Origin of the sequence: Rhizobium sp. AC27/96 (assembly GCF_001692325.1) — a bacterium.
GTDB lineage: Bacteria > Pseudomonadota > Alphaproteobacteria > Rhizobiales > Rhizobiaceae > Rhizobium.
Window position 1 is genome coordinate 864,941 of the sequence record NZ_LXKN01000018.1, and the last position, 22,801, is coordinate 887,741.

At 60.9% G+C, this 22,801-nt stretch carries 23 protein-coding genes and 1 riboswitch; of the genes, 9 read left to right on the forward strand and 14 right to left on the reverse strand.

Going from position 1 to position 22,801, the window contains the following annotated elements:
- Positions 1-25 precede the first annotated feature (25 nt).
- The 7 genes from A6U86_RS17635 to A6U86_RS17665 form a co-directional block, all read right to left on the reverse strand.
- The gene (locus tag A6U86_RS17635; RefSeq protein WP_068393681.1) at positions 26-811 is read right to left on the reverse strand and encodes a coniferyl-alcohol dehydrogenase; all 786 of its coding nucleotides are present in this window, start codon (positions 809-811) and stop codon (positions 26-28) included.
- Between the two features lie 41 nt (positions 812-852).
- A complete protein-coding gene (locus tag A6U86_RS17640) occupies positions 853-1,872 on the reverse strand; it encodes a branched-chain amino acid ABC transporter permease (RefSeq protein ID WP_068393683.1) in 1,020 nt (339 codons plus the stop codon).
- Positions 1,869-2,765: a branched-chain amino acid ABC transporter permease gene (locus tag A6U86_RS17645; protein ID WP_068393688.1), complete on the reverse strand. Its 897-nt coding sequence runs from the start codon at positions 2,763-2,765 to the stop codon at positions 1,869-1,871. Before A6U86_RS17645 ends, A6U86_RS17640 begins: the two co-directional genes overlap by 4 nt.
- Positions 2,762-3,490, reverse strand: a complete 729-nt coding sequence (locus A6U86_RS17650) for an ABC transporter ATP-binding protein (RefSeq protein ID WP_068393690.1) — start codon at positions 3,488-3,490, stop codon at positions 2,762-2,764. Before A6U86_RS17650 ends, A6U86_RS17645 begins: the two co-directional genes overlap by 4 nt.
- Positions 3,487-4,239: an ABC transporter ATP-binding protein gene (locus A6U86_RS17655; RefSeq protein WP_068393692.1), complete on the reverse strand. Its 753-nt coding sequence runs from the start codon at positions 4,237-4,239 to the stop codon at positions 3,487-3,489. Before A6U86_RS17655 ends, A6U86_RS17650 begins: the two co-directional genes overlap by 4 nt.
- A gap of 6 nt (positions 4,240-4,245) precedes the next feature.
- On the reverse strand, positions 4,246-5,559 hold the full coding sequence (locus A6U86_RS17660; RefSeq protein ID WP_068393694.1) for an ABC transporter substrate-binding protein: 1,314 nt from the start codon (positions 5,557-5,559) through the stop codon (positions 4,246-4,248).
- Between the two features lie 78 nt (positions 5,560-5,637).
- The gene (locus A6U86_RS17665) at positions 5,638-7,089 is read right to left on the reverse strand and encodes an aldehyde dehydrogenase (RefSeq protein ID WP_068393695.1); all 1,452 of its coding nucleotides are present in this window, start codon (positions 7,087-7,089) and stop codon (positions 5,638-5,640) included.
- 244 nt (positions 7,090-7,333) lie between these two features.
- On the opposite strand from A6U86_RS17665, the gene A6U86_RS17670 reads away from it, so the two are divergent.
- Positions 7,334-8,230 carry a helix-turn-helix transcriptional regulator gene (locus tag A6U86_RS17670; RefSeq protein WP_068393697.1) on the forward strand — a complete coding sequence of 299 codons (897 nt, stop codon included), beginning with the start codon at positions 7,334-7,336 and terminating at the stop codon, positions 8,228-8,230.
- Positions 8,231-8,242: 12 nt separating this feature from the next.
- On the opposite strand, the gene A6U86_RS17675 is transcribed toward A6U86_RS17670, so the two are convergent.
- The 6 genes from A6U86_RS17675 to A6U86_RS17700 form a co-directional block, all read right to left on the reverse strand.
- Positions 8,243-9,463, reverse strand: a complete 1,221-nt coding sequence (locus tag A6U86_RS17675; RefSeq protein ID WP_068393699.1) for a DUF1501 domain-containing protein — start codon at positions 9,461-9,463, stop codon at positions 8,243-8,245.
- Positions 9,464-9,465: 2 nt separating this feature from the next.
- Positions 9,466-10,977 carry a DUF1800 family protein gene (locus A6U86_RS17680; protein WP_068394082.1) on the reverse strand — a complete coding sequence of 504 codons (1,512 nt, stop codon included), beginning with the start codon at positions 10,975-10,977 and terminating at the stop codon, positions 9,466-9,468.
- A 75-nt stretch (positions 10,978-11,052) separates the two neighbouring features.
- Positions 11,053-11,502, reverse strand: coding sequence for a periplasmic heavy metal sensor (locus A6U86_RS17685; protein WP_068393701.1), 450 nt, complete (start codon positions 11,500-11,502; stop codon positions 11,053-11,055).
- Complete coding sequence (locus A6U86_RS17690; protein ID WP_068393703.1) at positions 11,499-11,948, reverse strand: hypothetical protein; 450 nt, start codon at positions 11,946-11,948, stop codon at positions 11,499-11,501. The genes A6U86_RS17685 and A6U86_RS17690 overlap by 4 nt, the downstream gene beginning before the upstream one ends.
- Positions 11,941-12,513: an RNA polymerase sigma factor gene (locus tag A6U86_RS17695; protein WP_068393705.1), complete on the reverse strand. Its 573-nt coding sequence runs from the start codon at positions 12,511-12,513 to the stop codon at positions 11,941-11,943. Before A6U86_RS17695 ends, A6U86_RS17690 begins: the two co-directional genes overlap by 8 nt.
- 379 nt (positions 12,514-12,892) lie before the next feature.
- On the reverse strand, positions 12,893-13,717 hold the full coding sequence (locus A6U86_RS17700; protein WP_068393707.1) for an EF-hand domain-containing protein: 825 nt from the start codon (positions 13,715-13,717) through the stop codon (positions 12,893-12,895).
- A 493-nt stretch (positions 13,718-14,210) separates the two neighbouring features.
- Between A6U86_RS17700 and A6U86_RS17705 the strand changes: the two genes are divergently transcribed.
- Positions 14,211-14,852, forward strand: a complete 642-nt coding sequence (locus tag A6U86_RS17705; protein ID WP_068393709.1) for a TetR family transcriptional regulator — start codon at positions 14,211-14,213, stop codon at positions 14,850-14,852.
- A 144-nt stretch (positions 14,853-14,996) separates the two neighbouring features.
- On the opposite strand, the gene A6U86_RS17710 is transcribed toward A6U86_RS17705, so the two are convergent.
- Positions 14,997-16,091 (reverse strand): porin, encoded by a 1,095-nt coding sequence (locus tag A6U86_RS17710; RefSeq protein ID WP_068393711.1) that lies wholly within the window; start codon positions 16,089-16,091, stop codon positions 14,997-14,999.
- Between the two features lie 609 nt (positions 16,092-16,700).
- On the opposite strand from A6U86_RS17710, the gene A6U86_RS17715 reads away from it, so the two are divergent.
- The 7 genes from A6U86_RS17715 to A6U86_RS17745 all read left to right on the forward strand — a co-directional run bounded on the left by A6U86_RS17715 (position 16,701) and on the right by A6U86_RS17745 (position 22,717).
- Positions 16,701-17,444, forward strand: coding sequence for a hypothetical protein (locus A6U86_RS17715; protein WP_068393713.1), 744 nt, complete (start codon positions 16,701-16,703; stop codon positions 17,442-17,444).
- A 153-nt stretch (positions 17,445-17,597) separates the two neighbouring features.
- Positions 17,598-17,729, forward strand: a riboswitch (TPP riboswitch).
- A 92-nt stretch (positions 17,730-17,821) separates the two neighbouring features.
- Positions 17,822-19,648: a phosphomethylpyrimidine synthase ThiC gene (gene thiC / locus A6U86_RS17720; protein WP_068394083.1), complete on the forward strand. Its 1,827-nt coding sequence runs from the start codon at positions 17,822-17,824 to the stop codon at positions 19,646-19,648.
- Position 19,649: 1 nt separating this feature from the next.
- Complete coding sequence (gene thiO / locus A6U86_RS17725) at positions 19,650-20,630, forward strand: glycine oxidase ThiO (protein WP_068393715.1); 981 nt, start codon at positions 19,650-19,652, stop codon at positions 20,628-20,630.
- Entirely contained in the window at positions 20,621-20,818 is a 198-nt protein-coding gene (gene thiS / locus A6U86_RS17730; protein WP_068393717.1) for a sulfur carrier protein ThiS, read from the forward strand. Before thiO ends, thiS begins: the two co-directional genes overlap by 10 nt.
- A gap of 3 nt (positions 20,819-20,821) precedes the next feature.
- Entirely contained in the window at positions 20,822-21,595 is a 774-nt protein-coding gene (locus A6U86_RS17735) for a thiazole synthase (RefSeq protein WP_068393719.1), read from the forward strand.
- Positions 21,592-22,203 (forward strand): thiamine phosphate synthase, encoded by a 612-nt coding sequence (locus A6U86_RS17740; protein ID WP_068393721.1) that lies wholly within the window; start codon positions 21,592-21,594, stop codon positions 22,201-22,203. The genes A6U86_RS17735 and A6U86_RS17740 overlap by 4 nt, the downstream gene beginning before the upstream one ends.
- Positions 22,204-22,363: 160 nt before the next feature.
- Positions 22,364-22,717, forward strand: coding sequence for a hypothetical protein (locus A6U86_RS17745; RefSeq protein WP_083196870.1), 354 nt, complete (start codon positions 22,364-22,366; stop codon positions 22,715-22,717).
- Positions 22,718-22,801: the final 84 nt, after the last annotated feature.

A 22,801-nucleotide genomic window follows, 5' to 3' on the forward strand; every position in this document is an offset into this window, starting at 1 on the left:
TCGTGTCTCCTGATGCGAAGGATGTCTAAAAGCCGAGCACATCGGCATTGATGGAGGCTTCAAGCCCGCCATCGGTGGGAAGATTGGCGCCATTGATCCAGCGCGCCCCGTCCGAGCACAAGAACAAAATGGCGGGTGCGATATCGGCAGAGGTACCCGCCCGGCCTACGCGCGTGATATCGCTATCGACGCGCGCATCGCCAAGCACGGCGCGGAACTGCTTGAGGATCGGCGTCTCCACTGGGCCGGGGCTGACGGCATTGACGCGAATTCCGCGATCCCTGAAAAGCGGCTGGTGCGCGGCCCGCATGGTCCAGAGCAGCAGAAGTTCCTTGGACAAGGGATAACCCTCCTCGTCCTTCAGCCCATGCTCGCGAACAACGGAGGCGACATCGGGAAATCCCTCAATTGCCGTCAGCGCCTTCGCCCGCTCCAGATTGGCCCGCCAGCCATAACCGGCGATCGAGGCGACATTGACGATCGCCCCACCCTCGCGCAAGCGGGGTGCGACCGCCTCGGATAGCGCGCGCAGGCCGTAGAAATTGACAGCGAGCGTCGCCGTGACGCCGGTACTTCCGGAAAGCCCTGCAACATTGGCCAGCGCATCGATGCGGTTGGGCAGTTGCCGGACGATGTCTGTGACACCGCCGGCGGTCGAGATATCGCCCTTGATGAACGAACTGATGCCCGAGGGCGGTTCACGGACGTCGACGCCGATGACATCGGCGCCCATTTGTCCCGCAAGTTCGGCGGTACGCGCACCGATGCCCGAAGCAACCCCGGTGACGAGGATGGTCTTGCCGAAAAGCATGATTTCACCTTTCTCATGAAATGCGACGACAGCTGTCGCCGCTATTGTTTGTCCTTGAACAGATCCGAAAATGTCAGCCGATATCCCACAGGCAGCAGTTGCAGATCGAACCGCCGCTCGATCGCGCCCCAAAGGCCCTGCGGCAGATAGAGGGAGAACAGCAGCGCTGCGGCGCCAAGGCCGACCAGATACCAGACACCCGTTCCGCCGAAGACGGTCTCGACGACAAAGAACAGCACGGCGCCCAGGATGGCGCCCTCGAACTTGCCGATGCCACCGACGAGGACCATGAAGATCATGTAGGCGGTCCACTGCACGCTGAAATAGGTCTTGGGTTGGAAGGTGACAGCGGTTGCCAACCAGAGACCGCCGGCAACGGCGATGCCGAAGGCGGCAAGCACGAAGAGCAGCCGCTTGGTGGCAGCCACCCGCACGCCGACGGAGGTTGCCGCGTCCTCATTGTCGCGGATCGCCTGCATCGCAGCGCCGGCGCGGCTGCGCATGAGGACAAAGAGCGCACCGAGCAAGGCAATCATGGCGGCAAGCGCCAGCCAGTAGATCACGACGCGCCGTGTGCCGCTCTCATAGGCGTTGAGTGCGATGAGCGAGGTGCCCGTTTCTCCTTGAATGAGCCGATCGAGATTGACGAGCAGATGGGCAAGCTCGGCGATCACCCACATGCCAATGGCAAACTCCCCGCCCTTTAGCCGCAGCATGAACCATGAAAGCGGAACGGAGAGAATGCCAGTGATAACAGCAGCGACGAACAGCGAGACGAAGGGATCGAGCCCTGCGTCCGCCAAACGGATGGTGAAATAGGCACCAAGGCCGAAGAAGACCTGCTGGCCGACGGAAACGAGGCCGCCAAAGCCTGCGAGCGCATTCCACATGGCGGCGAGGATCACGTAGATGAAGAGCGCAGTCATCCGATCGATGGCGCCGGCTCCCAAGAAGGCCGGCGATGCGGCCAGCAGGATTGCCGCGACTGTCATGGCAGCCAATGTCAGGCGGGACGATGCCGTCCAGCGTTCGACTGAAATTCCGGGTGCGATCACGGTCATGTCGGGCTCCGAAGAAGAGCACGGATCCTGCCAAGCCCGGGCATGCCGAACCGGTGGAGCCGAACGAAGAGGACGAGGAGAAAGGCGACATGGCCGCCGATCAGGAAGCCTTGCGGATGGATCTGTGCGCCGATCGATTGCGCCAAGCCGAGAACAATGCCGCCAACCAGAGTTCCCCACAGCGATCCCGCGCCGCCGATCACGGCCGCCTCGAAGGCGAACAACAATTGCGGGCCACCCGAATAGGGATTGAAAGTCGCACGCATCGCCAGGAAGGCGCCGGCAATACCGACCGTGACCATGGTGATCGCTGTCGCAACAGCGTTGACCTTGCGGGGATCGATACCGACCAGTCCCGCCGTATCCGGGTCCTCCGCCGTCGCGCGGATGGAACGGCCGAGCGCGAAACGGCTCAAAAAGAACTGAAGCCCGCCGAGGATAACGATCGCAATCACCATCGTCAGCGCGGCGAGTTTGCCGACGAAGATATGGCCCGGCAACTGCCATGAGGCGTAGGACAGATTGCCAATGAATGGCGCCAGCGAGCGCGTGTCGGCGCCGAATTGTTCGAACAGCAGATTGTCGATGACGATCGACAGGCCGAAGGTCGTCAGGATCGGCAGCAGCGTGCCTCCGCCAGCACTGCGCTCCAGCACGAAGCGCTGCAGCAGCCAGCCGAGCACGGCCATGACGGGCAAAACGATCAGCAGGCCGACAAAGGGCGGGACGCCGAGCTTCGCGGCGAGCAGCCAAAGGCCATAGGCGGCGACGACGGCAAGGCTGCCATGGGCGAGATTAATAATGCGCATGACCGAGAACATGAAGGACAGTCCGCAGGCAATGACGGCATAATAGCCGCCGAGCAGAATGCCTTGAATGAGGGTGTTGATCATGAGGCATTCCTTTCAGCGGCTTGCCTGTGGAGCCCGAAATAGGCCTGTGTGACCTCTTCGCGCGTCACGCCATTGGCCGGCCTGTCGAGCACGATGCGCCCTTCCAGCATGCAGATGACGCGGCTTGCGACGCCCATGGCGCGCGCCAGATCCTGCTCGACGAGAATGATCGTCGTGCCTGATGACAATAGGCTTTGCAGCTGCTGATAGACACGGTCGACCACCAGCGGCGACAGGCCGAGCGATACTTCGTCGAGCAACAGGATATCGGGATTGCTCATCAGTGCCCGGCTAATCGCCGTTGCCTGCTGTTCGCCGCCGGAGAGATGCCCGGTCTTGGCGTGGCGGCGCGGCTTCAGGTTCGGAAAGGCATCGAAGATCCGCTCGACAGTCCACTCCCCCTTGCGTCCGGCGCTTTTGCCGAGCAGTAGATTTTCCTCGACTGTCATTTGAGAAAACAGCCGCCTTCCCTCCGGCACCAGGGCAATGCCCCTGGCGATCCGCTTGTGCGAGGGAACGGCGGTAACATCCTCGCCATCGAGCAGGATCTGGCCGCCGACCGGAAGATGAGCGCCGGCGATGGAGCGCAGCAATGTCGTCTTGCCGGCGCCATTGGCACCGACGAGCGCCAGCACCTCGCCCTTGGCCAGATTGAAGCTGACGTCGCGCACGGCCTGCAACAGACCGTGGCGGACATCCAGATTGTGAATGGAAAGAATGCTCATGCGGGCGCTCCTCCAAGATAGGCGCGCACCACGTCGGCGTCACTCATCACTGCCTTTGGATCACCATCGGCAATGATCTTGCCGGCATCCATACAGATCAGCCGTTCGACGACCTGCAGCAGGATATGGACCATATGCTCGATCCAGACGATGCCGATGCCGCGGTGCCGCAATTCGAGAATGGTCTCCACCAGCTCGCTCGCCTCGCCATCAGTCAACCCGCCGCCGATTTCGTCGAGCAGCAGCAGCCGGGGGCCGGTCGCAAGCGCCCGGGCGAGCTCCAGCCGCTTGCGGTCGAGCAGGCCGAGCGTATCGGCACGGCGATTGGCAACGCCGAGCATGCCGCAGAGCCGCAGGGAATCGGCGACTCGCTCATAGGCCTCCTCGCGGCTTGATGTTTTGCCATGCGAGGCGGCAACAAAGACATTCTCGAAGGTCGTCATGCCGCTGAAGGGTTTCGGGATCTGATGGGTTCTGACAAGCCCGGAGCGGCAACGGTCAGCCGCCGTCAGCGCCGTGACGTTCTGGCCGCCAAAGGTGATGGTTCCCGCGTTCAATGGAAATGCACCGGCCAGCGCGCTCAGGAAAGTCGTCTTGCCGGCACCGTTCGGACCGACGATGCCGACGGCATCGCCTTCGCCCATCGAGAAGTCGAGGTTTTCCAGAACCACAAGCGCTCCGAAGCGCTTGTGGATCCCTTTGGCTGACAGGAAATCCTGTCCCGGCCGCTGTTGTTCTCTAACCTGCACGATGCGTTATCCGTTGTAAGCGATGAGTTTGGCGCCGACCGGCACGTTCGGATCGGTGGCGTGCTCGGTCACGACATAGTCGAGCGCGAATTTCGAGCCGGCCGGTGCCTTGACCCATTGCGTGCCGATGATCGGTCCCGGAGAGACGTTGGCGACCGGCCCGCTGGTGAAATCGACCTTGCCGGCGATCGTCGTGGTCTTCAGCGTGCTCATCGCCTTGGCGACGGCCTCCTTGCTCTTTGCGTCGGAAGCAGCCTTCAGCGCGTCGAAGCCGGCATCAAGCAGCGACAGGCTGGCACCGAGCTGCTGGGTCCATTGCTTGCCGCTTGCGGCCTCATAACCATCAGCCAGTTCGTTGCCGGAAACACCCGTCAGCGACGACTTGTAGGGGAAGGCCTTGTGCCAGTAGGCGGCGCTGGCGATGTTCATGCCGAGATCGCCCAGCGCTTCGATATCCGACGGGAAGAGGCCAGTCTTGGCGACCTGGCAGATCTTGATCTGCTGTGTCAGGCCCTGCTGCGCCGCCTGCCGCCAGAAGGCCGCGAAATCCGGCGGGATCGGGAAGCTGTTGAAGATTTCGACGCCTTCCTGCCGGAAGAGCGCGATCTGCGAGGAGAAGTCGGTCGTGCCCGTCTCATAGGCACCGGGGTCGACGATGGTGAAGCCGGCCTTGGCAAGTGCGGGCGCCAGATTGGCGCGGATCGCATTGCCATCGGCATCGTTCGGATACATGACACCGACCTTCTTGTTGGTCTCGATCAGATTCCATTGCGAAATATAGGTCTTCAGGAATTCACCGACGCCGAAGCCGAAATGGTAGGTCCACTTGAAAGGCGACGGCGCGCCGGGCTTGGCGCCGCGGCCGAAATACCAGGCCTCCCACGGCATGACTGTCGACAGGCAGGGCACGCCCGCCGCCTCGCAGGCATCTGCCACAGGATTGATCGTTTCAGGCGTCGAGACCACCAGCATCAAGTCGATGGCCTGATTGTTGATCAGGTCCTTCGCCAGTTGTCCGGCGCGGGACGGATCGGATTGCGTGTCGCGGTCGAGGATCTCCACCTTCCATGTCTTGCCGCCGGCCTGAATGCCACCTGCCAGCGCCTTGCGCGCCAACTCCAGAACATAGCCGTCCGTCTCGCCGAAGCCGCCAAGCGGGCCGGTGCGCGGGCTGATGAAGCCAACCTTTAGCGTGTCATCGGCGGCAAATGCCTGCCGGCCACCCAAAGCCATGGCGGCAGTGCCTGCTGCTGTGGCGGCCATAAAGCTGCGCCGTGTCAATCCACCGTTCAATATCGGCCTGTTGAAACTACCAGTCATGAAATAATCCTCCTTTGTTGTCGGAGCCCTCTTACTCCGCATGTCCCAGTCTTTTGCCGATCAGGCGCCCCGGAAGGCTCAGATCGGATATTCCCGTTTGCCCGACGCAAGTGTGATCCAGCGCAGCTCCGTGAACTCGTCGATGGCCCCTTTGCCGCCGAAGCGGCCATAGCCGCTCGATTTGACACCGCCGAACGGCATTTGCGGCTCGTCGGCAACTGTGGCTTCGTTGATGTGGCAGATGCCGGTCTCGATGCGCCTTGCAACCGAAAGCGCCTGGTTGATATCGCGGCTGAACACAGCCGAAGACAGGCCGTATTCGTTGTCGTTGGCGACGGTGATCGCCTCGTCAATGCTGTCGACCCGGATGATGGCGGCGAGTGGCCCAAAGCTCTCCTCGCGGTAGATCCGCATTGCCGGCGTCACCTGGTCGATGACAGTCGCATCGATCAGCGTGCCATGCGCCTGCCCTCCGCAAACCACGACCGCACCCTTCTGGGTCGCGTCCTCCACCAACGCACGTACGCGCCTTGCAGCCTCCGCGGTGATCATCGTTCCGAGCGGCGTATTGCCATCGCGCGGATTGCCAGCAACAAGCGTCATAGCCTTTGCCTTGAATTTCTCGACGAACTCGTCGGCGATCTCTTCCATGAGGATGATACGCTCGGTCGACATGCAGATCTGGCCCTGGTTCATGAAAGCGCCGAAAGCGGCAGCCCGCACCGCCTCATCGATATCGGCGTCGGCAAGCACAATGAACGGCGCCTTGCCGCCAAGCTCCAGCAGACAGCGTTTGAGATGGCGCGCCGACGCTTCCGCAATCAGCCGCCCGACGCGCGTCGAGCCGGTGAAGTTGATCCGGCGCACGGCCGGATGCGCGATCAAGGTCTCGACGATCGCGGCCGCATCCTTGGGCGCATTGGTGATGACATTGACGACGCCCGGCGGGAAGCCTGCCTCACGCATGACCTCGCCGATCAGGCAATGGGTTCGCGGGCAAAGTTCGGATGCTTTCAGGATGACGGTGTTGCCGCAGGCAAGTGGCAGGGCGATGGCACGTACGCCGAGGATGATCGGTGCATTCCACGGGGCGATGCCGAGGCAGACCCCGGCCGGCTGGCGCACCGCCATGGCGAGGCTGCCCGGCTCATTGGACGGAATGATCTCGCCAGCGACCTGTGTTGTCATGGCGGCCGCCTCGCGCAGGATATCAACGCCGAGATTGCAGTTGATCCCGGCCCAGAGCGCGGTCGCGCCGGTTTCACCGACCATCGCCTCGACAAAATCGGCCGTGCGGGCGGCGAGAATATCGGCAGCCTTGTTCAAGAGCGCCCGCCGTTCGCCCGGCCCTGTCTGCGACCAGGAAGGAAAGGCCGCCGCAGCGGCGCAGGCGGCGCGAGACGCGTCTGCAACGGAAGCGGCCGGCGCGATGGTTGCGACATCGCCGGTTGCCGGATCGAGGGATTCGAAGGTGGCGGCGTCGGACGCATCCAGCGCTTCATCATCGATTAGCAGTTTTGCCACGAACATGGCGCTCGTCCGCTGTTGGCAGGCTCTACCTGCAGTGATCTGAATGGGAGAAAGCGCGCACGGCCAAACACGGCCGGGATGCAGCCTTGCGTGACGAAATCTTTTGTGCGGAGGCCTCCTCCCAAAGGCTCATAAGAGAAGATTACGCTGTTGCTGCACGCTTTGAATGTGATTTTCTGGGTTAATATTGTAATTATCTGGCAATCATGTCACGTTCTCGTCATGCCATGCGGAGGAGGATGCATTGGTTTCCGACAGCGGCATCCATCTTCATGCGCGCGGGGAATGGCGCGAGCCCTCGTTGACGCCTCGCACGATCCGTTTCCAAAAGGGCCTCTACACCCAGTTCCATCACCTGTTCCTGCTGCAGGTGGGGACGGCAACGCTCATTCTCGAGGGGGAAGACCGAAGGGCCTTGCTTGGGCCGACCATCGCCTATCTGCCGCCGCAGTCACGCTGCGAGCTGCACATGGCGGCCGGTGCCGCCGGTTTCATCGTCGGCGCCTCCCCACAGATTGTGGTCGACGCGATCGGTGACCGGGCGGAATCCTACGCGCTCAGAATCTTCAGCGAAAAGCCCTGGTTCATGGCAGAGCCGGACGCCGCTGCCGTTGGCGAGGTGCAACCGCTCCTGGCCGGCTTCGTTCGTGAACTCGGCGATCCCGCGCGCGCATCATGGATGGCGATTGCAGCCTATATGCGGCTGATCCTGATGGCGCTTTGGCGGGCCGGCGGCGCGGAAACCGCCGAGCAGCGCGGACGCGGCGCAAGCGCATCGGTGCTGCAGAGATACCGGCAGTTGGTCGAAATCTGGTTCCGACAGCATCGACCGATGACGGATTATGCTCGCGAACTCGGCGTAACCACCGATCGCCTGCACTCCATCTGCCGTAGCGCGCTCGGTCGCTCGCCGGTGCAGCTGCTGCATGAAAGGCTCGTGCAGGAAGCGAAATTGCGGCTGGAGCGCTCGGCACGAACGGTCCAGGAGATTTCCGATGGGCTCGGCTTTCGCGACCCCACCTATTTCAGCCACTTCTTCAAGAAGAAGACGGGTTTTTCGCCGGCCACCTATCGAGACGTCGCCCGTAAGAGCGAGGTCTCGGAAGGCACCCTCTCTTCGGGCTATGCCGACTGGCCGTGACGGCGGCTATCATCAAGCGATCAGCCCCTTCATCGGCAGGACATGATCGGAGCCGGGGAAGACGTCGCGGGTCAATATCGCCGGCGAGGCACCGAGCAGATCGACGGCGATGCCCTTGATGACCGCGCGCAGATCGGTCGTGGCGGCAAGATCGCGGCCATCGCGCAGTTGCGCCGGCTTGAGGCCGGGCCAGTCGGCGATTACCCGACCACCCTTGATCGCACCACCAGCGAGGAATGCCGTCGTTCCGGTGCCATGATCCGTACCCTCGGTGCCGTTGACCTGTGCGGTACGGCCAAACTCCGTCGCAACCACGATGGCCGTGTCCTTCCAGGCGGGGCCGAGCTCCTGCTGGAACGCGGCAAATGAATTGTCGAGACCAACAAGCAATTTGTTCAGCCGATCGACCTCGCCGGCATGGGTGTCCCATCCTTCGAAGGCAAGTGCTGCCACGCGAGGACCGTCATCCTGCGCCAGCAGGCGCGCGGCACCCCTTGCCATCTGCTCCATCCCGGTGGGATCGCCGGGGCCGCCTCTTGCCTTGACATCAAGGCCGGCCGCAATTTTGCCGGTGGAAATGCCCTCGGCAAGGATCTTTGCAAACAGGGGGTCGGTGTGGTTGTAGAGATCCATCAGGCGCGGCGGCAGGTCGTCGCTGACGGGCTGCAGGTTGGACGGCGACCAGCCCAGCACCGGCGCCTTGCCGCGAATGACCAAAGGCGCATTGGCTCCGACAGACAATCCACGAATGCCGGAAGAGCCGGGCGAGACCTTGTCGCCCTTGGGCAAGCCCTCCAGCATGCGGTTCAGCCAACCGGAATCGACGCGACCGGGCATCTCATAACCGGATTCCAGCACATCCTGACCGTCGAAATGCGAACGATCGCGATAGGCTGTCGCGCTCGCATGAACGACGGCCGCCTCCCCTGCGCGGTAGAGACCATTGAAGTTCGGCATCGACGGATGCAGCGCGAAAAAGCTGTCGAGCGGCAGCGCCGCGTGAGGGCCGCTCGTCGTCATGGCAATCGCTTGGCGAAGCGCCTTATAGTCCGGATCGCCGACAGGTGGCACAGCCGTCAGGCCATCGAGCGCGCCGCGCAGGATGATCGTGATGAAACGCGGATCGCGGCCGCCTGCTGCATAGGCAAAGCGGGGAATGAACGCCCAGGCAAACAAGGCGCCGGAAGCGCCAAGAACGGCACGGCGAGTGGGAGTCATGAGTTCGCAAGTCATGGTCAGCGCCTTTGAAATTCGGGGGAAAGATAGGTGATTGCAAAGCCCTGGTTGCGGGTCTCCGCGCGAGATACGGCCTGCAGCGTCTCGTTCGAAAGAAGCGGGCCGAGACTGTCCGAGACGAAGCGCCTCGGGTCGATCTGCGGCGGCACGGCATTGGCGATCATGCTGGCGACATCCATCCGCATGCTGAGGCTTTCGCTGGACGCCCAGACATCGGCGGTGTCGGCAAAGCCGTTGGGACCGGCCGGAGCCCAAAATGGTTGGCCCATGGCGGTGAGCGTACCGAGGATGACATTCGGCTTCGGCGTCTCGCCACTCGCCCGCAACAGAGCCACCATGAATTCCAGCGGCGAACGAACCTTGACGAGAGCGGGGTTCCAGGATTCTTCCGAGGCGAGCAAGGCCCGATAGACCGCCGAAAGATCGCCGTCCGTCTTGGTGAAGGTCGCCGAAACCGTCTGCACGAGTGCCGGCGGCGGCACGTCGGCGATGAAATGCCGGACGAGCTTGGTGGCAATGTGCTGCGCGGTTGCGGGATGACGGGCAAGGTCGCGCAGCGCTTCCCGCCCCTGCCCGACGCCGTTGTCGCCATAAGTCAGGCCGAGCAAAGTCTGGTCGCCTGGCTCGTGAGCTCCCGCATTGAAGACGAAGGTGCCGGGAGCGCCGAGCTTTCCTTCCGCGCGCGCCACGGTCCAGCCGGTGATGATTTTCGCAAGCGTTGTTACGTCGGTCTGCGTGTAGCCGCCATTGACGCCGAGCGTGTGCAGCTCCAGCGTTTCGCGGGCAAGGTTTTCGTTGAGGCCGCGCTTCTTGTTGGCATTGGCTTTCGAGTTCGGCCCTATAGACTGCTGATTGTCGAGATAGCCGAGCATCGCAGGATGCGTCTCGACCGCAAGCAGCATATCCGCAAAGCGCCCGAAGACATGCGGCCGGATGGCTTCGCGCTCGAAAGCGCCGGCCAGAATGTGACATTCCTCGCTCTTCGAGGTCGCCACGGCAAAATGATTTGCCCAGAACATCGCCAATCGTTCGCCGAAGCCGATGAGCGGTTGACGAATGGTGCCGTTGAAGCGCGCATCCGCCTCTGCCATCAGGATCTGCTGGGGAAGATAGGGCACCGAGGGTTTTTCCAGCTTCTCGACCACCTTGGTAATCGCACCCGCCATTTCCTGAGCGGCAGGTTGTTTGGCGGCGAGCTGGGCGCGCATCGCGGCGGGGAGTTGCGGTCCCTGCTGCGGAGCTTGTCCCGGCTTGTCCGGCGGGGTGGCCGGAACTGCTGTCTGCTGGCGGGCTTCCTTGCGCTGATCCTGGAAAGCATAGAGGGCAACAAGCAGATCGGATGTCGACTGCAATTGCGGCCCGACCGGAACCGGGACGAAGCGCTCGGTGATTTCTTCAAGCAACGCACCGCGCGGATCCGACTGGATCGAAGCGATGCCGTTATGGTCCGCTCCTAATCCAAACCGGGAAAGAGCGAGCGCGGCATAAACATCATTCGACTGCTGAGCCATGTTCTTGCCACCTCCTGCATCAAACATGCTCCTTTAACGCAGGCGTCTTGCCGATCCGTCGGTCGGCAAGTGTGATCATTTTATGGCAGGGACCTTCGGCACATTGCGGCGGATCAGGCTTTCGGCAAGCGCGCGCCGCTCGTCATACGAGAGTGTGGCGGCAAAATCGACGGCGCGTTGCTCCACCTTCGTCCTCAAGGCAACATCGGCATTGCGGGCCCTCGCCAGCGCAGCTGACAGCGCTTGCGTATCCAGCACCGGCTGCCCGAGAAGAGAAGCCGCATCGATCTTGGCCTGCTGCGCCTCGAGAATGGTTTGGCGCTCCTCCCTGCGCGCCTCGTTAAGAGCCGCACGCAGGGCCTTTCTCTGGGAGGACGGCAGCTGCTCGCCACCCAGGGGCATGATGCCGGCACCTGGGCGCGAATTGCGTATCCATGTCAGCCCGCCACCGGCAAGCGCCCCGATCAGAAACGTATTCAGCACCAACAGGGATATGACCAATATTCGGAAGCTTCGATCTGTCATTGGCTTTCCTGCGTTATGGTCACATCGGGTCCGATATCGCCGAACATGGTGCTGGTCCCGTCCGACGCCATTGTTGTCTCCGATGTGAGGCTGGGCGCCAATACGGCGATGGCGACGCTACCGGCCAGAGCGCCGGCAATACCGATGCCAACAAGGCCAACGCCGGCCGAGCCAAAGCGGAACCAGTTACGGATTTTCGACCGGCGGGCAAGCTTCGTGGCTATCCGGGCACCCAGATCCTGATGCGCGGTTTTCAGCACATAGGTATCCAGCAGCGCATCCAGGTCGGCAGCGCGCCGCAACGCGCCGTCCAAATCGGAATTTTCCGCATATTCGCGCGCAGCCGCGCGCTCCGGCTGCGGCCATCGGCCGATATCGCCGCCATAGGCGTCGGCCAGTTCAGCAAACCGTTCAGCACTCATCGGACCTGCGACTTGTTCAGTCATCGCTCTGTTCCTTCAACAAAAGCATCTGCAGGGAACGCCTTCCACGCGCCAGCAGGCTTTCCAATGCATCCACGCTCACATCCATGATCGCAGCCGCTTCCGCATTCGACAGCGCCTGATAGTAAACCAGAATGATCGCCTCCCGCTGCCGGGGAGCAATCATCTGCATGGCCCGCTCCACCCGCCGAGATGGATCGTCTTCATTCAGCAGCCCGGCGTCCGGCGCCGGACCTTCGTACTCGATATCGGGCGGATGCTCGGCAAGCACATCCTTGCGTCGGCGCAGCCGGTCGTAGCAAAGGTTGATCGCCACGCGATGCACCCAGGTGCTGAAGCGGGCGTTGCGCTGGCGCCAGCCGCCGGCGTTTCGCCACACGCGCAGGAACGTCTCCTGAGCGATATCCTCGGCCTCGGCGGCATCGCCAAGCATGCGTGTCGCCACCGAAAGGATACGCGGCAACTGCCGTGTCACCATCATCCGCATCGCCGGCACGTCGCCAGCAGCAATGCGGCCCAGCAAATCTCCATCCGGGTCGCCATTCTCGGGCGTGCGATCCGTTTTCATCGACAATCGCCACCGTTCCAATTTCGTGCGACATCCGCATTGCACGCCCCTTGGCCGCCGTTGACAAGAGGTCTTTGCCTATTCGTCATTCCCGGCACATCGTACCAATCTGATCGCAGCGTCTCTTTCCTTCGACATCGAAGCATATGTTGTCGATGATTGAACGGGCCGTCGGCCGAAATCCGTCGCTTTCAGATTATCGATTTCTTCATTTTTATTCCGAGGCGAGGCGGTATTTGCGCGCACCTTGATCCTTTCAGCCGAATCGCGCGCCGCGCATAAGCGTAAAAAAGGCCGGCTCGCCTGGATGTGGAGGCCCCAACGTCTCTCGTCCAAGCTGCCGGCACATTCGCAAGGTCAGATGCGAAAGGTTTTTCTGTCAGAGTGAGAGCAGATCGCTCGTCGTCTGATCCTGATCGTTGAAAGCATAGAGATTGTTGAAATCGGGCATCTGCGGCTGCTGTGCCTTCATCGCCGATTCGAACTGGCTCTGCGTCAGCGACCCAGAACCGGACGTATCCAGGCTCTTGAACAGGGTCGTCGCCTGATCTTCGCTGACATCCGACGGACGTGCCGCTACGAATTCGGCCTCGCTCACATTGCCATCACCATCGGTATCCATGGAGGAAAACAGGCTGGAGAGCTGGTCGTCGTTCGATTGCCCGCCATGGTGTATGTGGTGACCCGATTGCATGGCGTTTGCCAATTGCGATTCGGTGAGCGAGCCGGTTTTGTCCTTGTCGAAGCTTTCGAACAGCTTCTGAGCCTGGTCCTCGCTGACATCCGACGGGCGAGCGGCAACGAATTCCGCCTCGCTGATATTGCCATCGCCATTTGTGTCCATGGCGCTGATTCTGTCGGTCAGCTTGCTGCTCTGCGTGGCGGTTGCCGAGGATTGCTGGGTGCTGGATGTCGAATCGACGGAATCACTATCGGAATTCGACGTTGAGCTATCGTCGCTGCTGCTGCTGCCACTGTTGGCCTGGAGATTCAGGATGATGTTCATCAGCTGGGCAATCAGCTGTTCAGCCGCGGTGATCTGCGACTGATCGTCAGACGATGACGAAGAACTCGTGGTGGAAGAACTGCCGGACGACGTGCCGGACAGTATCGAGGACGCTGAATCATCAGACGACGACGTCGCCGAACGAGAGGTCGGATACTGGTAGTAATTGTTTGATAAGACCGAGGTAATGCTCGTCATGGGGCCTCCGGATACGAGCGTTGAGAGGGACTCGGATGGTTTACACATACGCGACTTGAACACATGACAGTCATGCCCGACCGCACGCATGCGGAGCCATGACTTCGACTATCGATATGAGCTGATGGAATTGCCGAACGCCGGAGACCAAACCTCTGCCGCGACCCGGCATGGCGAATGCACCATTCCGGGATGACTGGATTTACGATCGTCCGTAGCGAGCTTTCGCCCTCATGGCGCTATCGGCATCTGCACATTTTCGATTTTGCACTTCCCAACGCGGGAAAATTGCACGAGGAAACTTGCGCGTGGCTTATAGGTGCTTGACGAATACATCGCGTTGCGATTTCCTCTATCGATTTTGAGGGAACATCCAAACGCTGCTATACTGCCGAATATTGCCGGCATGGGGATCCCGGCAATGAGGTCGCATAGACGAGGTAAAAATATAAAAAGGGGCACAGCTTGAGAATCTGTTTCTGTGGAGAGCTGAATGAGGCGGACTAAGGAGGAGGCGGCAGAAACGAGAAGCGAGATCTTGCAATCAGCAAAGGCTCTGTTTCTCGACAAAGGCTATGAGAATGTCAGTCTCGAGGAGATAGCTGCAGCCGCCGGCGTCACGCGCGGTGCCGTGCATTGGCACTTCAAGAACAAGCAGGGCCTGATGTTCGCGATACGCGACGAAGCCCAGCTGCCGTTTCAGGAATTGGCTGAGCGGATGTCGAGGGAGCTGCCTCCCAATCCGCTCGATCTGGTCGCCGACGCGATCGCCGCAATATTCGAGGATGTCCAGCACGACCCCCGCAAGCGCAGCATGCTGAAGGTGATGATGCATCTGGACATGGCGTTCTGCGATGGAACCACAAGCCGCGCGAGCTCCTTCCGGCAGGACATGCACGACAACTTCGAGCGGATATTCACCTTGATGGATGCGAAAACGAAGTTGCCGGCGCCCTGGACGCCGGATACCGCCGCCTCATCGCTCACCGCCGTCATCGGCGGTCTCATCACCGAGTGGACCCTCGACAGGGGCAATTTCCAGCTCGTGCCCTGCGGGCAGATGTTCATCAAAATGGTCTTGAAGACCTGGTTCCCGTCAGCCCAGACGCGCGAAATAGCGACTTCAGCGGCTTAAAACAAAAAAGCTCAAAATAAAAAGGATCCGGAGGGAAAGCCGGATCCTTTCTCTTTGATCGGAGGTCAACCGATCACTGAAAGAAGCCTGACGGATTGGAACATCAGGCTTCTCTTACCCGGCACGAGGCCGGGTAATTCTTTATTAGAAGCTACGCTCGAAGCGCATGATACCAGCCCACTGATCCTGGTTCACAGAATCGAAGTTGGTGTAGGAAACTTCCGGACGAAGCGTCAGGTTCTTAACCGGGTTCCAGGTGAGGTTCGTCGTAGCGGCGAAGATCTTGGAGTCGGTGTAAGCGAGCTGGATGTTCCACTTCAGCTTGTCGTTGATCGGAACGCTACCGCCGCCCCAGACAGCCCAATCACCCCAGCCGCACTTCGACGCATCGTCAACCGGGCAAGCGGAACGATCGAGGTTGGTGCCGGCGTACTTGTTGAGCTTGTCGCCGTTGGTGTTGTAGCCGCCCATCAAGAAGGCCGAGAATACGCCGAAGTCAGCGTCTACACGAACCTTGACAGCGCCTTCTTCAACGATCGAGTCGTAACCGCCGACAACCTTGACGCCCCATGCACCGGACTTGAAGCCGAGACCGGCGACAACGTCAGGAGCGTAATGGTTGGACCTGTCGTCCGTCCACCAGCCTGCACCGTAAGATGCCGAGTCGTCGGAAGCGGAGTTCGAGTCTTCCAGCGAGATCACAGCCGTGAAGCCGTTGCCGGCGTCGTAGTTGTAGGTCAACTGGTTGAGTTCGTACGGGCCGTCATAGATCACGTCGTCGTTGATGACGTCGCCAGCGTAGCCGACATACAGGTTGTACTGCGAGTCGAGCTTACCAACGGTGAAGCCACCGAGGCTGATGTTAGCAAACAGCAGCTTTGTGGAAGTCGAACCGCCGTCGTTCCAGTCCCAACGGAAAACCGTGTTGGTCTTCAGGGGGCCGTATTCAGTGTCGGTTGCGGTGTCGAGGCTCAGCTCAGCACGGGTGTGCCACAGCGTGCCAACCCGGCTGTTCGGGTTGTAAGCATCGTACCATTCGCCTTCAGAACGGACACGTCCGCCGATCTTGAGGCAGGTCTCGGTACCCGGGATGAAGAAGTAGCCAGCACCATATGCGTCGCAGATGCGAACGTATTCCAACGGCTCCGGCTCAGCAGCAACGATGGCGTCGGCTGCATGGGCACCGGATACTGCTGCCAGCGCGGCAGCGGAGCCGAGAAGAAGGCTCTTGATGTTCATTATAAACTCCTGGTTGTAATATGCATTTCCTGTCCGCAGCGAGTACTGAGCTGGAGTGTCAGCTCAGAAATCAGTTCGGTCTCAACACGAGCGGGTAGCCCGGCAAAGTACGCACCTAATGTTGGCTTGAGTCCCCCCGAACCTTCACGATATGCCCCGCGGCAAGGCCTTGAAATGCCTCTACCGATCCGGCCGAATACCCGACCGTAAGACAATTTATGTCCTGTATTTGACTTACAAACAGCCCGTATGTTTGTCAATTATGTGAAACCATCTCAAACGTTAGTCTTGAGCTCTGTTGCCTAAATGCAACTGCCGTCAGCACGGCATGGGACGCGTCTCCTGGCGATGGCGGAAAAGCGTCGTCTCATGCCTGCAAGGGGAGAATGACTGCGTTGGCTGGCCGCATAGCCGTCAAAACCGGTCCTCCTCTTCAGATTCCACAGCCGCAGGACGCTATCGGCACCAAGGGCGGTACCGGTCTGCGGGCCCTCTCCCGCAACAGCCGGCAAACTTTCAGAAACAAAATTCAACAATTCGGTACACACAGAAATGGTGAATCTCCCTAGATTCTGGCGAATCGCGCTTCCGGAAAGGAACCAACTGCGAATGACCGAGAATCGGCTGATCTTTATCGCAACTCCCTGTTTCGGCGGTCTCGTCACCAAGGATTATATGCAATCCATCTTCTCGCTCATGCAGAGGGGCGCGCAGGCAGGCATCCAGCTGACACTCGCCCTGCTTGGTAATGACGCGTTGATCACTCGCAGCCGCAACACGCTGGTATCATCCTTCCTCAACGATACTGCGGCGACTCACCTGCTCTTCGTCGATGCGGACATCAGTTTCGAGCCCGATCAGGTCATGCGCCTGCTGGATGCCGACAAGGATGTCGTTGCCGCCATGTACCCAATCAAGGATTACGATTGGGAAACCGCCGCCCGCATCAATTCGCAGGATGGCTCCTCACTTGCTGCTGCGGCTCTTCACTATGTCGGCACGCCCCTGGTCGGCCAGAACGCGGAGCGTGACGGCGATTTCGTCAGCGCCGTCTATGCCGGCACCGGCATGCTTCTCATCAAACGCGCTGTTTTGGAGCAGATGAGCGAATCCTATCCAGGGTTGCGCTATAATGCCATCCATGCCTACCCGAGCACGAAGGCCTCGCCGGGTACGCAATATGCGCTGTTCGAATGCATGATCGAGGAAGAAACCGGCCTCTATCTCAGTGAGGATTTCGCCTTCTGCCGCCGTTGGCGCGCCTTGGGCGGCAAAATTTGGCTCGATACGGCCAGCAAGCTGAACCATACCGGCCCTCATCGCTTCGTCGGCAATACCGCGCCCCGCTACTGATCCGACGCGAGATTACAGCCACCCTCGACCTTGTACTTGCTATGGGGCCGAAAAAGCACTGCGTGCGCGCTTGAGTTGCGAACGGCGAAAGAGGCTGTGAGGACGACAATGGCTGCGGGGTTGACAGCAGCCGAAGAGAGAGCATAGCCTTTCGATATTCACCAGGGGGGTCCCGGCAAGGGGCTGAGATACTGCTGGACAATACGACTTTGTCGATTGTGGCGCAGTGACCCGTTGAACCTGATCCAGTTCATACTGGCGTAGGGACGGTGCAAGCGCTCGATGGCTTCGGATTCACGCGTGGAATCCATGCCGGCGTCTTTTCATCATTCCGGCTGATTGACTGGGTCTCCAACAACCACTTGGAGCCTCAAACCATGACCATTGCCGCAAAAAACCTCACCCCCACCGTTACCACCGGGCCGCTGCCTGCATCGCGGAAAATCTACATTCCGGGGGAGATCCACACCGATATCCGCGTGCCGATGCGCGAGATCAGCGTCCATCCGACCGCGGGCGAGCCGCCTGTCGTCGTCTATGATTCCTCCGGCCCCTATACGATCGAAGGCGCTGATATCCGTATCGAGCAAGGCCTCACACAGTTGCGGCGCGACTGGGTGCTCGCCCGCGGCGATGTCGAAGCCTATGAGGGCCGTCACATCCGCCCCGAAGACAATGGCTTCGTCAGCGCCGATCGGCTGACGCCGGAATTTCCCGCCAAGCGCCAGCCCTTGCGCGCCACTGATGGCAAGGCCGTCACACAGCTGGCTTATGCCCGGGCCGGCATCATCACGCCGGAGATGGAATTCATCGCTATTCGCGAAAATCTCGGCCGCAAGGCAAAGGCTGAGGCCTTGATTCGCGATGGTGAGAGCTTCGGTGCCCATATCCCAGACCATGTGACGCCGGAGTTCGTCCGCCAGGAAGTCGCCGCCGGCCGCGCGATCATCCCCGCCAACATCAATCACCCCGAAGCCGAACCGATGATCATCGGCCGGAACTTCCTGGTGAAGATCAATGCCAATATCGGCAATTCCGCCGTCACTTCGTCGATGGCTGAGGAGGTCGAGAAGATGGTCTGGGCCGCCCGCTGGGGTGCCGATACCGTCATGGACCTCTCGACCGGCCGCAACATCCACAACATCCGCGAATGGATCATCCGCAACTCGCCGCTGCCGATTGGCACCGTGCCGCTGTACCAGGCGCTGGAAAAGGTCAGCGGCATCGCCGAAGACCTCACCTGGGAAGTCTATCGCGACACGCTGATCGAACAGGCCGAGCAGGGTGTCGATTACTTCACCATCCATGCGGGCGTGCGGTTGCATTACATCCCGCTGACGGTCAATCGTGTCACCGGCATCGTCTCACGCGGCGGCTCGATCATGGCGAAGTGGTGTCTCCATCACCACCGCGAGAGCTTCCTCTACGAGCATTTCGAGGAAATCTGCGACATCTGCCGCGCCTATGACGTCTCCTTCTCGCTTGGCGACGGCCTTCGTCCCGGGTCTATCGCCGATGCCAACGACGCCGCGCAATTCGCCGAACTGGAAACCCTCGGTGAATTGACCAAGATCGCCTGGGCCAAAGATTGCCAGGTGATGATCGAAGGCCCCGGCCATGTGCCGATGCACAAGATCAAGGAAAACATGGACAAGCAGTTGAAGGTTTGCGGCGAAGCCCCCTTCTACACGCTCGGGCCGCTGACGACCGATATCGCGCCGGGTTACGACCACATCACCTCCGGCATCGGCGCTGCGATGATCGGCTGGTTCGGCACCGCGATGCTCTGCTATGTCACGCCAAAGGAACATCTCGGCCTGCCCGATCGCAATGACGTCAAGACTGGCGTTATCACCTACAAGATCGCCGCCCACGCCGCCGATCTTGCCAAGGGACATCCGGCCGCCCAACTCCGCGACGATGCCCTGTCGCGGGCGCGATTCGAATTCCGCTGGGAAGATCAGTTCAACCTCTCGCTCGATCCCGATACGGCCCGCAGCTTCCATGACGAGACCTTGCCGAAGGAAGCGCACAAGGTCGCCCATTTCTGCTCGATGTGCGGCCCGAAATTCTGCTCGATGCGGATCTCGCACGACATTCGCGCCGAGGCCCAGAAGGAGGGCCTGGACGCGATGGCGGCAAAATATCGCGAGGGCGGCGATCTCTATATGCCCGTCGAAAACCTTGCTCATCCGGCCGAGTGAGATGCGCGTCCTGATCAAAGGGGCCGGCGTTGCCGGCCTCACTCTCGCACATGAACTGAATGTCCGCGGCGCCGAAGTCACGGTCTTCGACCCGCGTCCGGAGTTCGGCCATGCCGCCTCCTGGCTCGCCGGCGGCATGCTGGCGCCATGGTGCGAACGGGAAAGCGCCGATGCGGCGGTACTCTCGCTCGGCATCGACGCCGCCAATCAATGGGATGCGATGCTGCCGGGCGAAGTCGTGCGCAACGGCACTCTCGTTGTCGCGCCGACGCGCGATCAGGTGGAGCTGAAACGATTCGCCGGCCGCACGAGCGGCTATCGCTGGGTCGAGGAAAGCGAAATCGCCACCCTGGAGCCCGCTCTTGCGGGACGCTTCAGGCATGGGCTGTTCTTTCCCGAGGAAGCCCATCTTGATCCGCGCCGGATGTTGCTCGGGTTGAAGGAGAAGCTGGTGGCCAAGGGTGTCGCTTTTGCCACTAGCGATATCGACGAGAACGATTTCGCCGAAATCGCCGATTGCACGGGGGCTGCCCGAATCGGAAAAACCCATGGGCTGCGAGGGGTGCGCGGCGAAATGCTCTATCTGCAGACGGAGGAAATTGCGCTTGCACGGCCCATTCGTCTGCTGCATCCGCGCTTTCCGGTCTATATCGTGCCGCGCGGCAATGGCCTTTTCATGGCCGGCGCAACGATGATCGAAACCGAATTCGACGGGCCGATCACGGCGCGTTCGCTAATGGAGCTTCTGAACGCCGCTTACGCGCTGCACCCGGCTTTCGCCGATGCCGCCGTCGTAGAGACCGGCGCCGGCATTCGCCCTGCCTTTCCCGATAATCTCCCGAAGGTGACGCGGAAAGGCAATGTCACCATTCTCAACGGTTTCTACCGTCACGGTTTCCTGCTGGCACCGGCAATGGCGGCAGAAGCTGCCGATCTCATCCTTTCCGAACAGACGAAACAAGGGAGCTCCCGATGCGCCTGATCATCAACGGCGAAGCCCAGACGATCGCCGTTACCACGCTCACGCAGCTTCTCACCGCACTCGACTATGAGGGCGACTGGCTGGCCACCGCCGTCAACGGCGAACTCGTCCACCGCGAAGATCGCGACGACCATTTGCTTGATGACAATGACAGGATCGAGATCCTGACGCCGATGCAGGGAGGCTGAGCCATGCTTGATCTTTACGGAAGCCAAGTCGGATCGCGGCTGCTGCTTGGTACCGCGCGCTATCCCTCACCGGCCATCCTTGCCGAAGCGGTCAGGCGGTCCGGAACGGAGATCGTCACCGTCTCGCTGCGCCGTGAAACGTCCGGCGGACGCGGCGGCGGCGCATTCTTCGAGATGATCCGCGATCTCGGCGTTCGCGTTCTTCCCAATACCGCCGGTTGCCATGGTGTTTCGGAAGCGGTGCTGACGGCGAAGATGGCCCGCGAAGTGTTTCGAACCAACTGGATCAAGCTCGAGGTGATCGGCAATCACGATACGCTGCAGCCGGATGTCTTCGCGCTCGTGGAGGCGGCACGCATTCTCACCAAAGACGGCTTCGAGGTCTTTCCCTATACGACCGACGATCTTGTGGTCGCCGAACGCCTGGTCGAGGCCGGTTGCAAGGTGCTGATGCCCTGGTGTGCGCCGATCGGCACGGCGGCAGGGCCGCTCAATCTCTCGGCTCTTCGCTCGATGCGCGCCCATTTTCCCGAGGTGCCGCTGATCGTCGATGCGGGTATCGGCCGTCCCTCGCATGCGACCACGGTCATGGAGCTGGGTTTCGATGCCGTGTTGCTCAACACCGCCGTTGCCGGCGCGGCCGATCCCGCCACCATGGCCGAAGCCTTCGCAAAGGCGATCGATGCCGGCCGGCAAGCTTTCGGTGCCGGCATGCTGGAGCCGCGCGACATGGCGGTGCCATCGACGCCGGTCATTGGAAAGGCGGTTTTCGCGTGAAACTCGACCCTTTCTACCTGATCGTCGATAGCGCCGCATGGATCGAAAGGCTGGTGCCGCTCGGCGTAAAACTGGTGCAGCTGCGTATCAAGGATCGCCCCCTCGCCGAGATACGCACGGACATTCAAGCTGCAAAGGCGATTTGTGCGGCCCATGAGTGCCAGTTGATCATCAATGACTATTGGCAGCTTGCGATCGAAGAAGGCTGCGATTTCATCCATCTGGGACAGGAGGATCTGGCGGCGGCCGATCTCGACGTCATCCGCAAGGCCGGTTTGAAACTGGGGCTTTCGACGCATGACGAGACCGAGCTGGCGACGGCTCTTGCGGCAAGTCCCGATTATATCGCGCTCGGGCCGATCTACCCCACCATCCTCAAGGCCATGGCCTGGGCGCCGCAAGGTCTTGAGCGGATCGGTCAATGGAAGGCTAAGATGGGCAACATCCCGCTCGTCGCGATCGGCGGCCTCACCACTGCGCGCATCGCCGGCGTGTTCGATAATGGCGCCGACATTGCCGCCGTCGTGACCGATATCACCCGCAATTCCGACCCCGAATCACGCACACTCGAATGGATCAAGGCAACGCGTCCATGGCTTTCCAGCTGATCGACACAGCTGGAGATCATCGCGAAGAGATTGGTTTTCCGGGATTCGGCTCCGATGAACGGTACATTCATAAAATATTCAGCTGAACATAATCATGCTTAGAACGTTGAATAAATGACTCGCGCATTCGCTGAGCATGAAGACTGCTTTGGAGGTAGTCATGATAAAGAAAACAGTTCTAACGGTTTTGCTGGCCGCTACGGTCGTAGGTGGCGCTTTGGCGCCCGTCAGCAGCGCGCAGGCGCAATATTACGACGGCCGCCCGCCCTATCGCGGCGACTGGCGCGGCCATGACGACTGGCGTGGCCATCGTCACCATGGCAATGGCGGCGCGATTGCCGGCGGCGTCGCCGCAGGCCTCATCGGCGGCCTGATCGTCGGTGGCGCGCTTGCCAACCGCGGTCCGGTGTATGAAGCACCACCCCCGCCGCCGAGATGCTGGTTGGAGAACCGTCAGGTTGAAAACCAGTATGACGACGGTTGGCACTACGAACGCGTCCGCGTCTGCAACTAAGCAGTCAGCCAAGTGTCGGCGACAAGCCGATGCTTGATTGGACAGTCATCTCAAATCGCCGGCGGCCAGACCGCCGGCGATTTA

Bases quoted from the DNA above. Each gene is read 5' to 3' on its own strand.
- A6U86_RS17635 (WP_068393681.1), bottom strand. From the start codon at position 811: ATGCTTTTCGGCAAGACCATCCTCGTCACCGGGGTTGCTTCGGGCATC.
- A6U86_RS17640 (WP_068393683.1), bottom strand. From the start codon at position 1,872: ATGACCGTGATCGCACCCGGAATTTCAGTCGAACGCTGGACGGCATCG.
- A6U86_RS17645 (WP_068393688.1), bottom strand. From the start codon at position 2,765: ATGATCAACACCCTCATTCAAGGCATTCTGCTCGGCGGCTATTATGCC.
- A6U86_RS17650 (WP_068393690.1), bottom strand. From the start codon at position 3,490: ATGAGCATTCTTTCCATTCACAATCTGGATGTCCGCCACGGTCTGTTG.
- A6U86_RS17660 (WP_068393694.1), bottom strand. From the start codon at position 5,559: ATGACTGGTAGTTTCAACAGGCCGATATTGAACGGTGGATTGACACGG.
- A6U86_RS17665 (WP_068393695.1), bottom strand. From the start codon at position 7,089: ATGTTCGTGGCAAAACTGCTAATCGATGATGAAGCGCTGGATGCGTCC.
- A6U86_RS17675 (WP_068393699.1), bottom strand. From the start codon at position 9,463: ATGACTTGCGAACTCATGACTCCCACTCGCCGTGCCGTTCTTGGCGCT.
- A6U86_RS17680 (WP_068394082.1), bottom strand. From the start codon at position 10,977: ATGGCTCAGCAGTCGAATGATGTTTATGCCGCGCTCGCTCTTTCCCGG.
- A6U86_RS17685 (WP_068393701.1), bottom strand. From the start codon at position 11,502: ATGACAGATCGAAGCTTCCGAATATTGGTCATATCCCTGTTGGTGCTG.
- A6U86_RS17690 (WP_068393703.1), bottom strand. From the start codon at position 11,948: ATGACTGAACAAGTCGCAGGTCCGATGAGTGCTGAACGGTTTGCTGAA.
- A6U86_RS17695 (WP_068393705.1), bottom strand. From the start codon at position 12,513: ATGAAAACGGATCGCACGCCCGAGAATGGCGACCCGGATGGAGATTTG.
- A6U86_RS17700 (WP_068393707.1), bottom strand. From the start codon at position 13,717: ATGACGAGCATTACCTCGGTCTTATCAAACAATTACTACCAGTATCCG.
- A6U86_RS17705 (WP_068393709.1), top strand. From the start codon at position 14,211: ATGAGGCGGACTAAGGAGGAGGCGGCAGAAACGAGAAGCGAGATCTTG.
- A6U86_RS17710 (WP_068393711.1), bottom strand. From the start codon at position 16,091: ATGAACATCAAGAGCCTTCTTCTCGGCTCCGCTGCCGCGCTGGCAGCA.
- A6U86_RS17715 (WP_068393713.1), top strand. From the start codon at position 16,701: ATGACCGAGAATCGGCTGATCTTTATCGCAACTCCCTGTTTCGGCGGT.
- thiC (WP_068394083.1), top strand. From the start codon at position 17,822: ATGACCATTGCCGCAAAAAACCTCACCCCCACCGTTACCACCGGGCCG.
- thiO (WP_068393715.1), top strand. From the start codon at position 19,650: ATGCGCGTCCTGATCAAAGGGGCCGGCGTTGCCGGCCTCACTCTCGCA.
- thiS (WP_068393717.1), top strand. From the start codon at position 20,621: ATGCGCCTGATCATCAACGGCGAAGCCCAGACGATCGCCGTTACCACG.
- A6U86_RS17735 (WP_068393719.1), top strand. From the start codon at position 20,822: ATGCTTGATCTTTACGGAAGCCAAGTCGGATCGCGGCTGCTGCTTGGT.
- A6U86_RS17745 (WP_083196870.1), top strand. From the start codon at position 22,364: ATGATAAAGAAAACAGTTCTAACGGTTTTGCTGGCCGCTACGGTCGTA.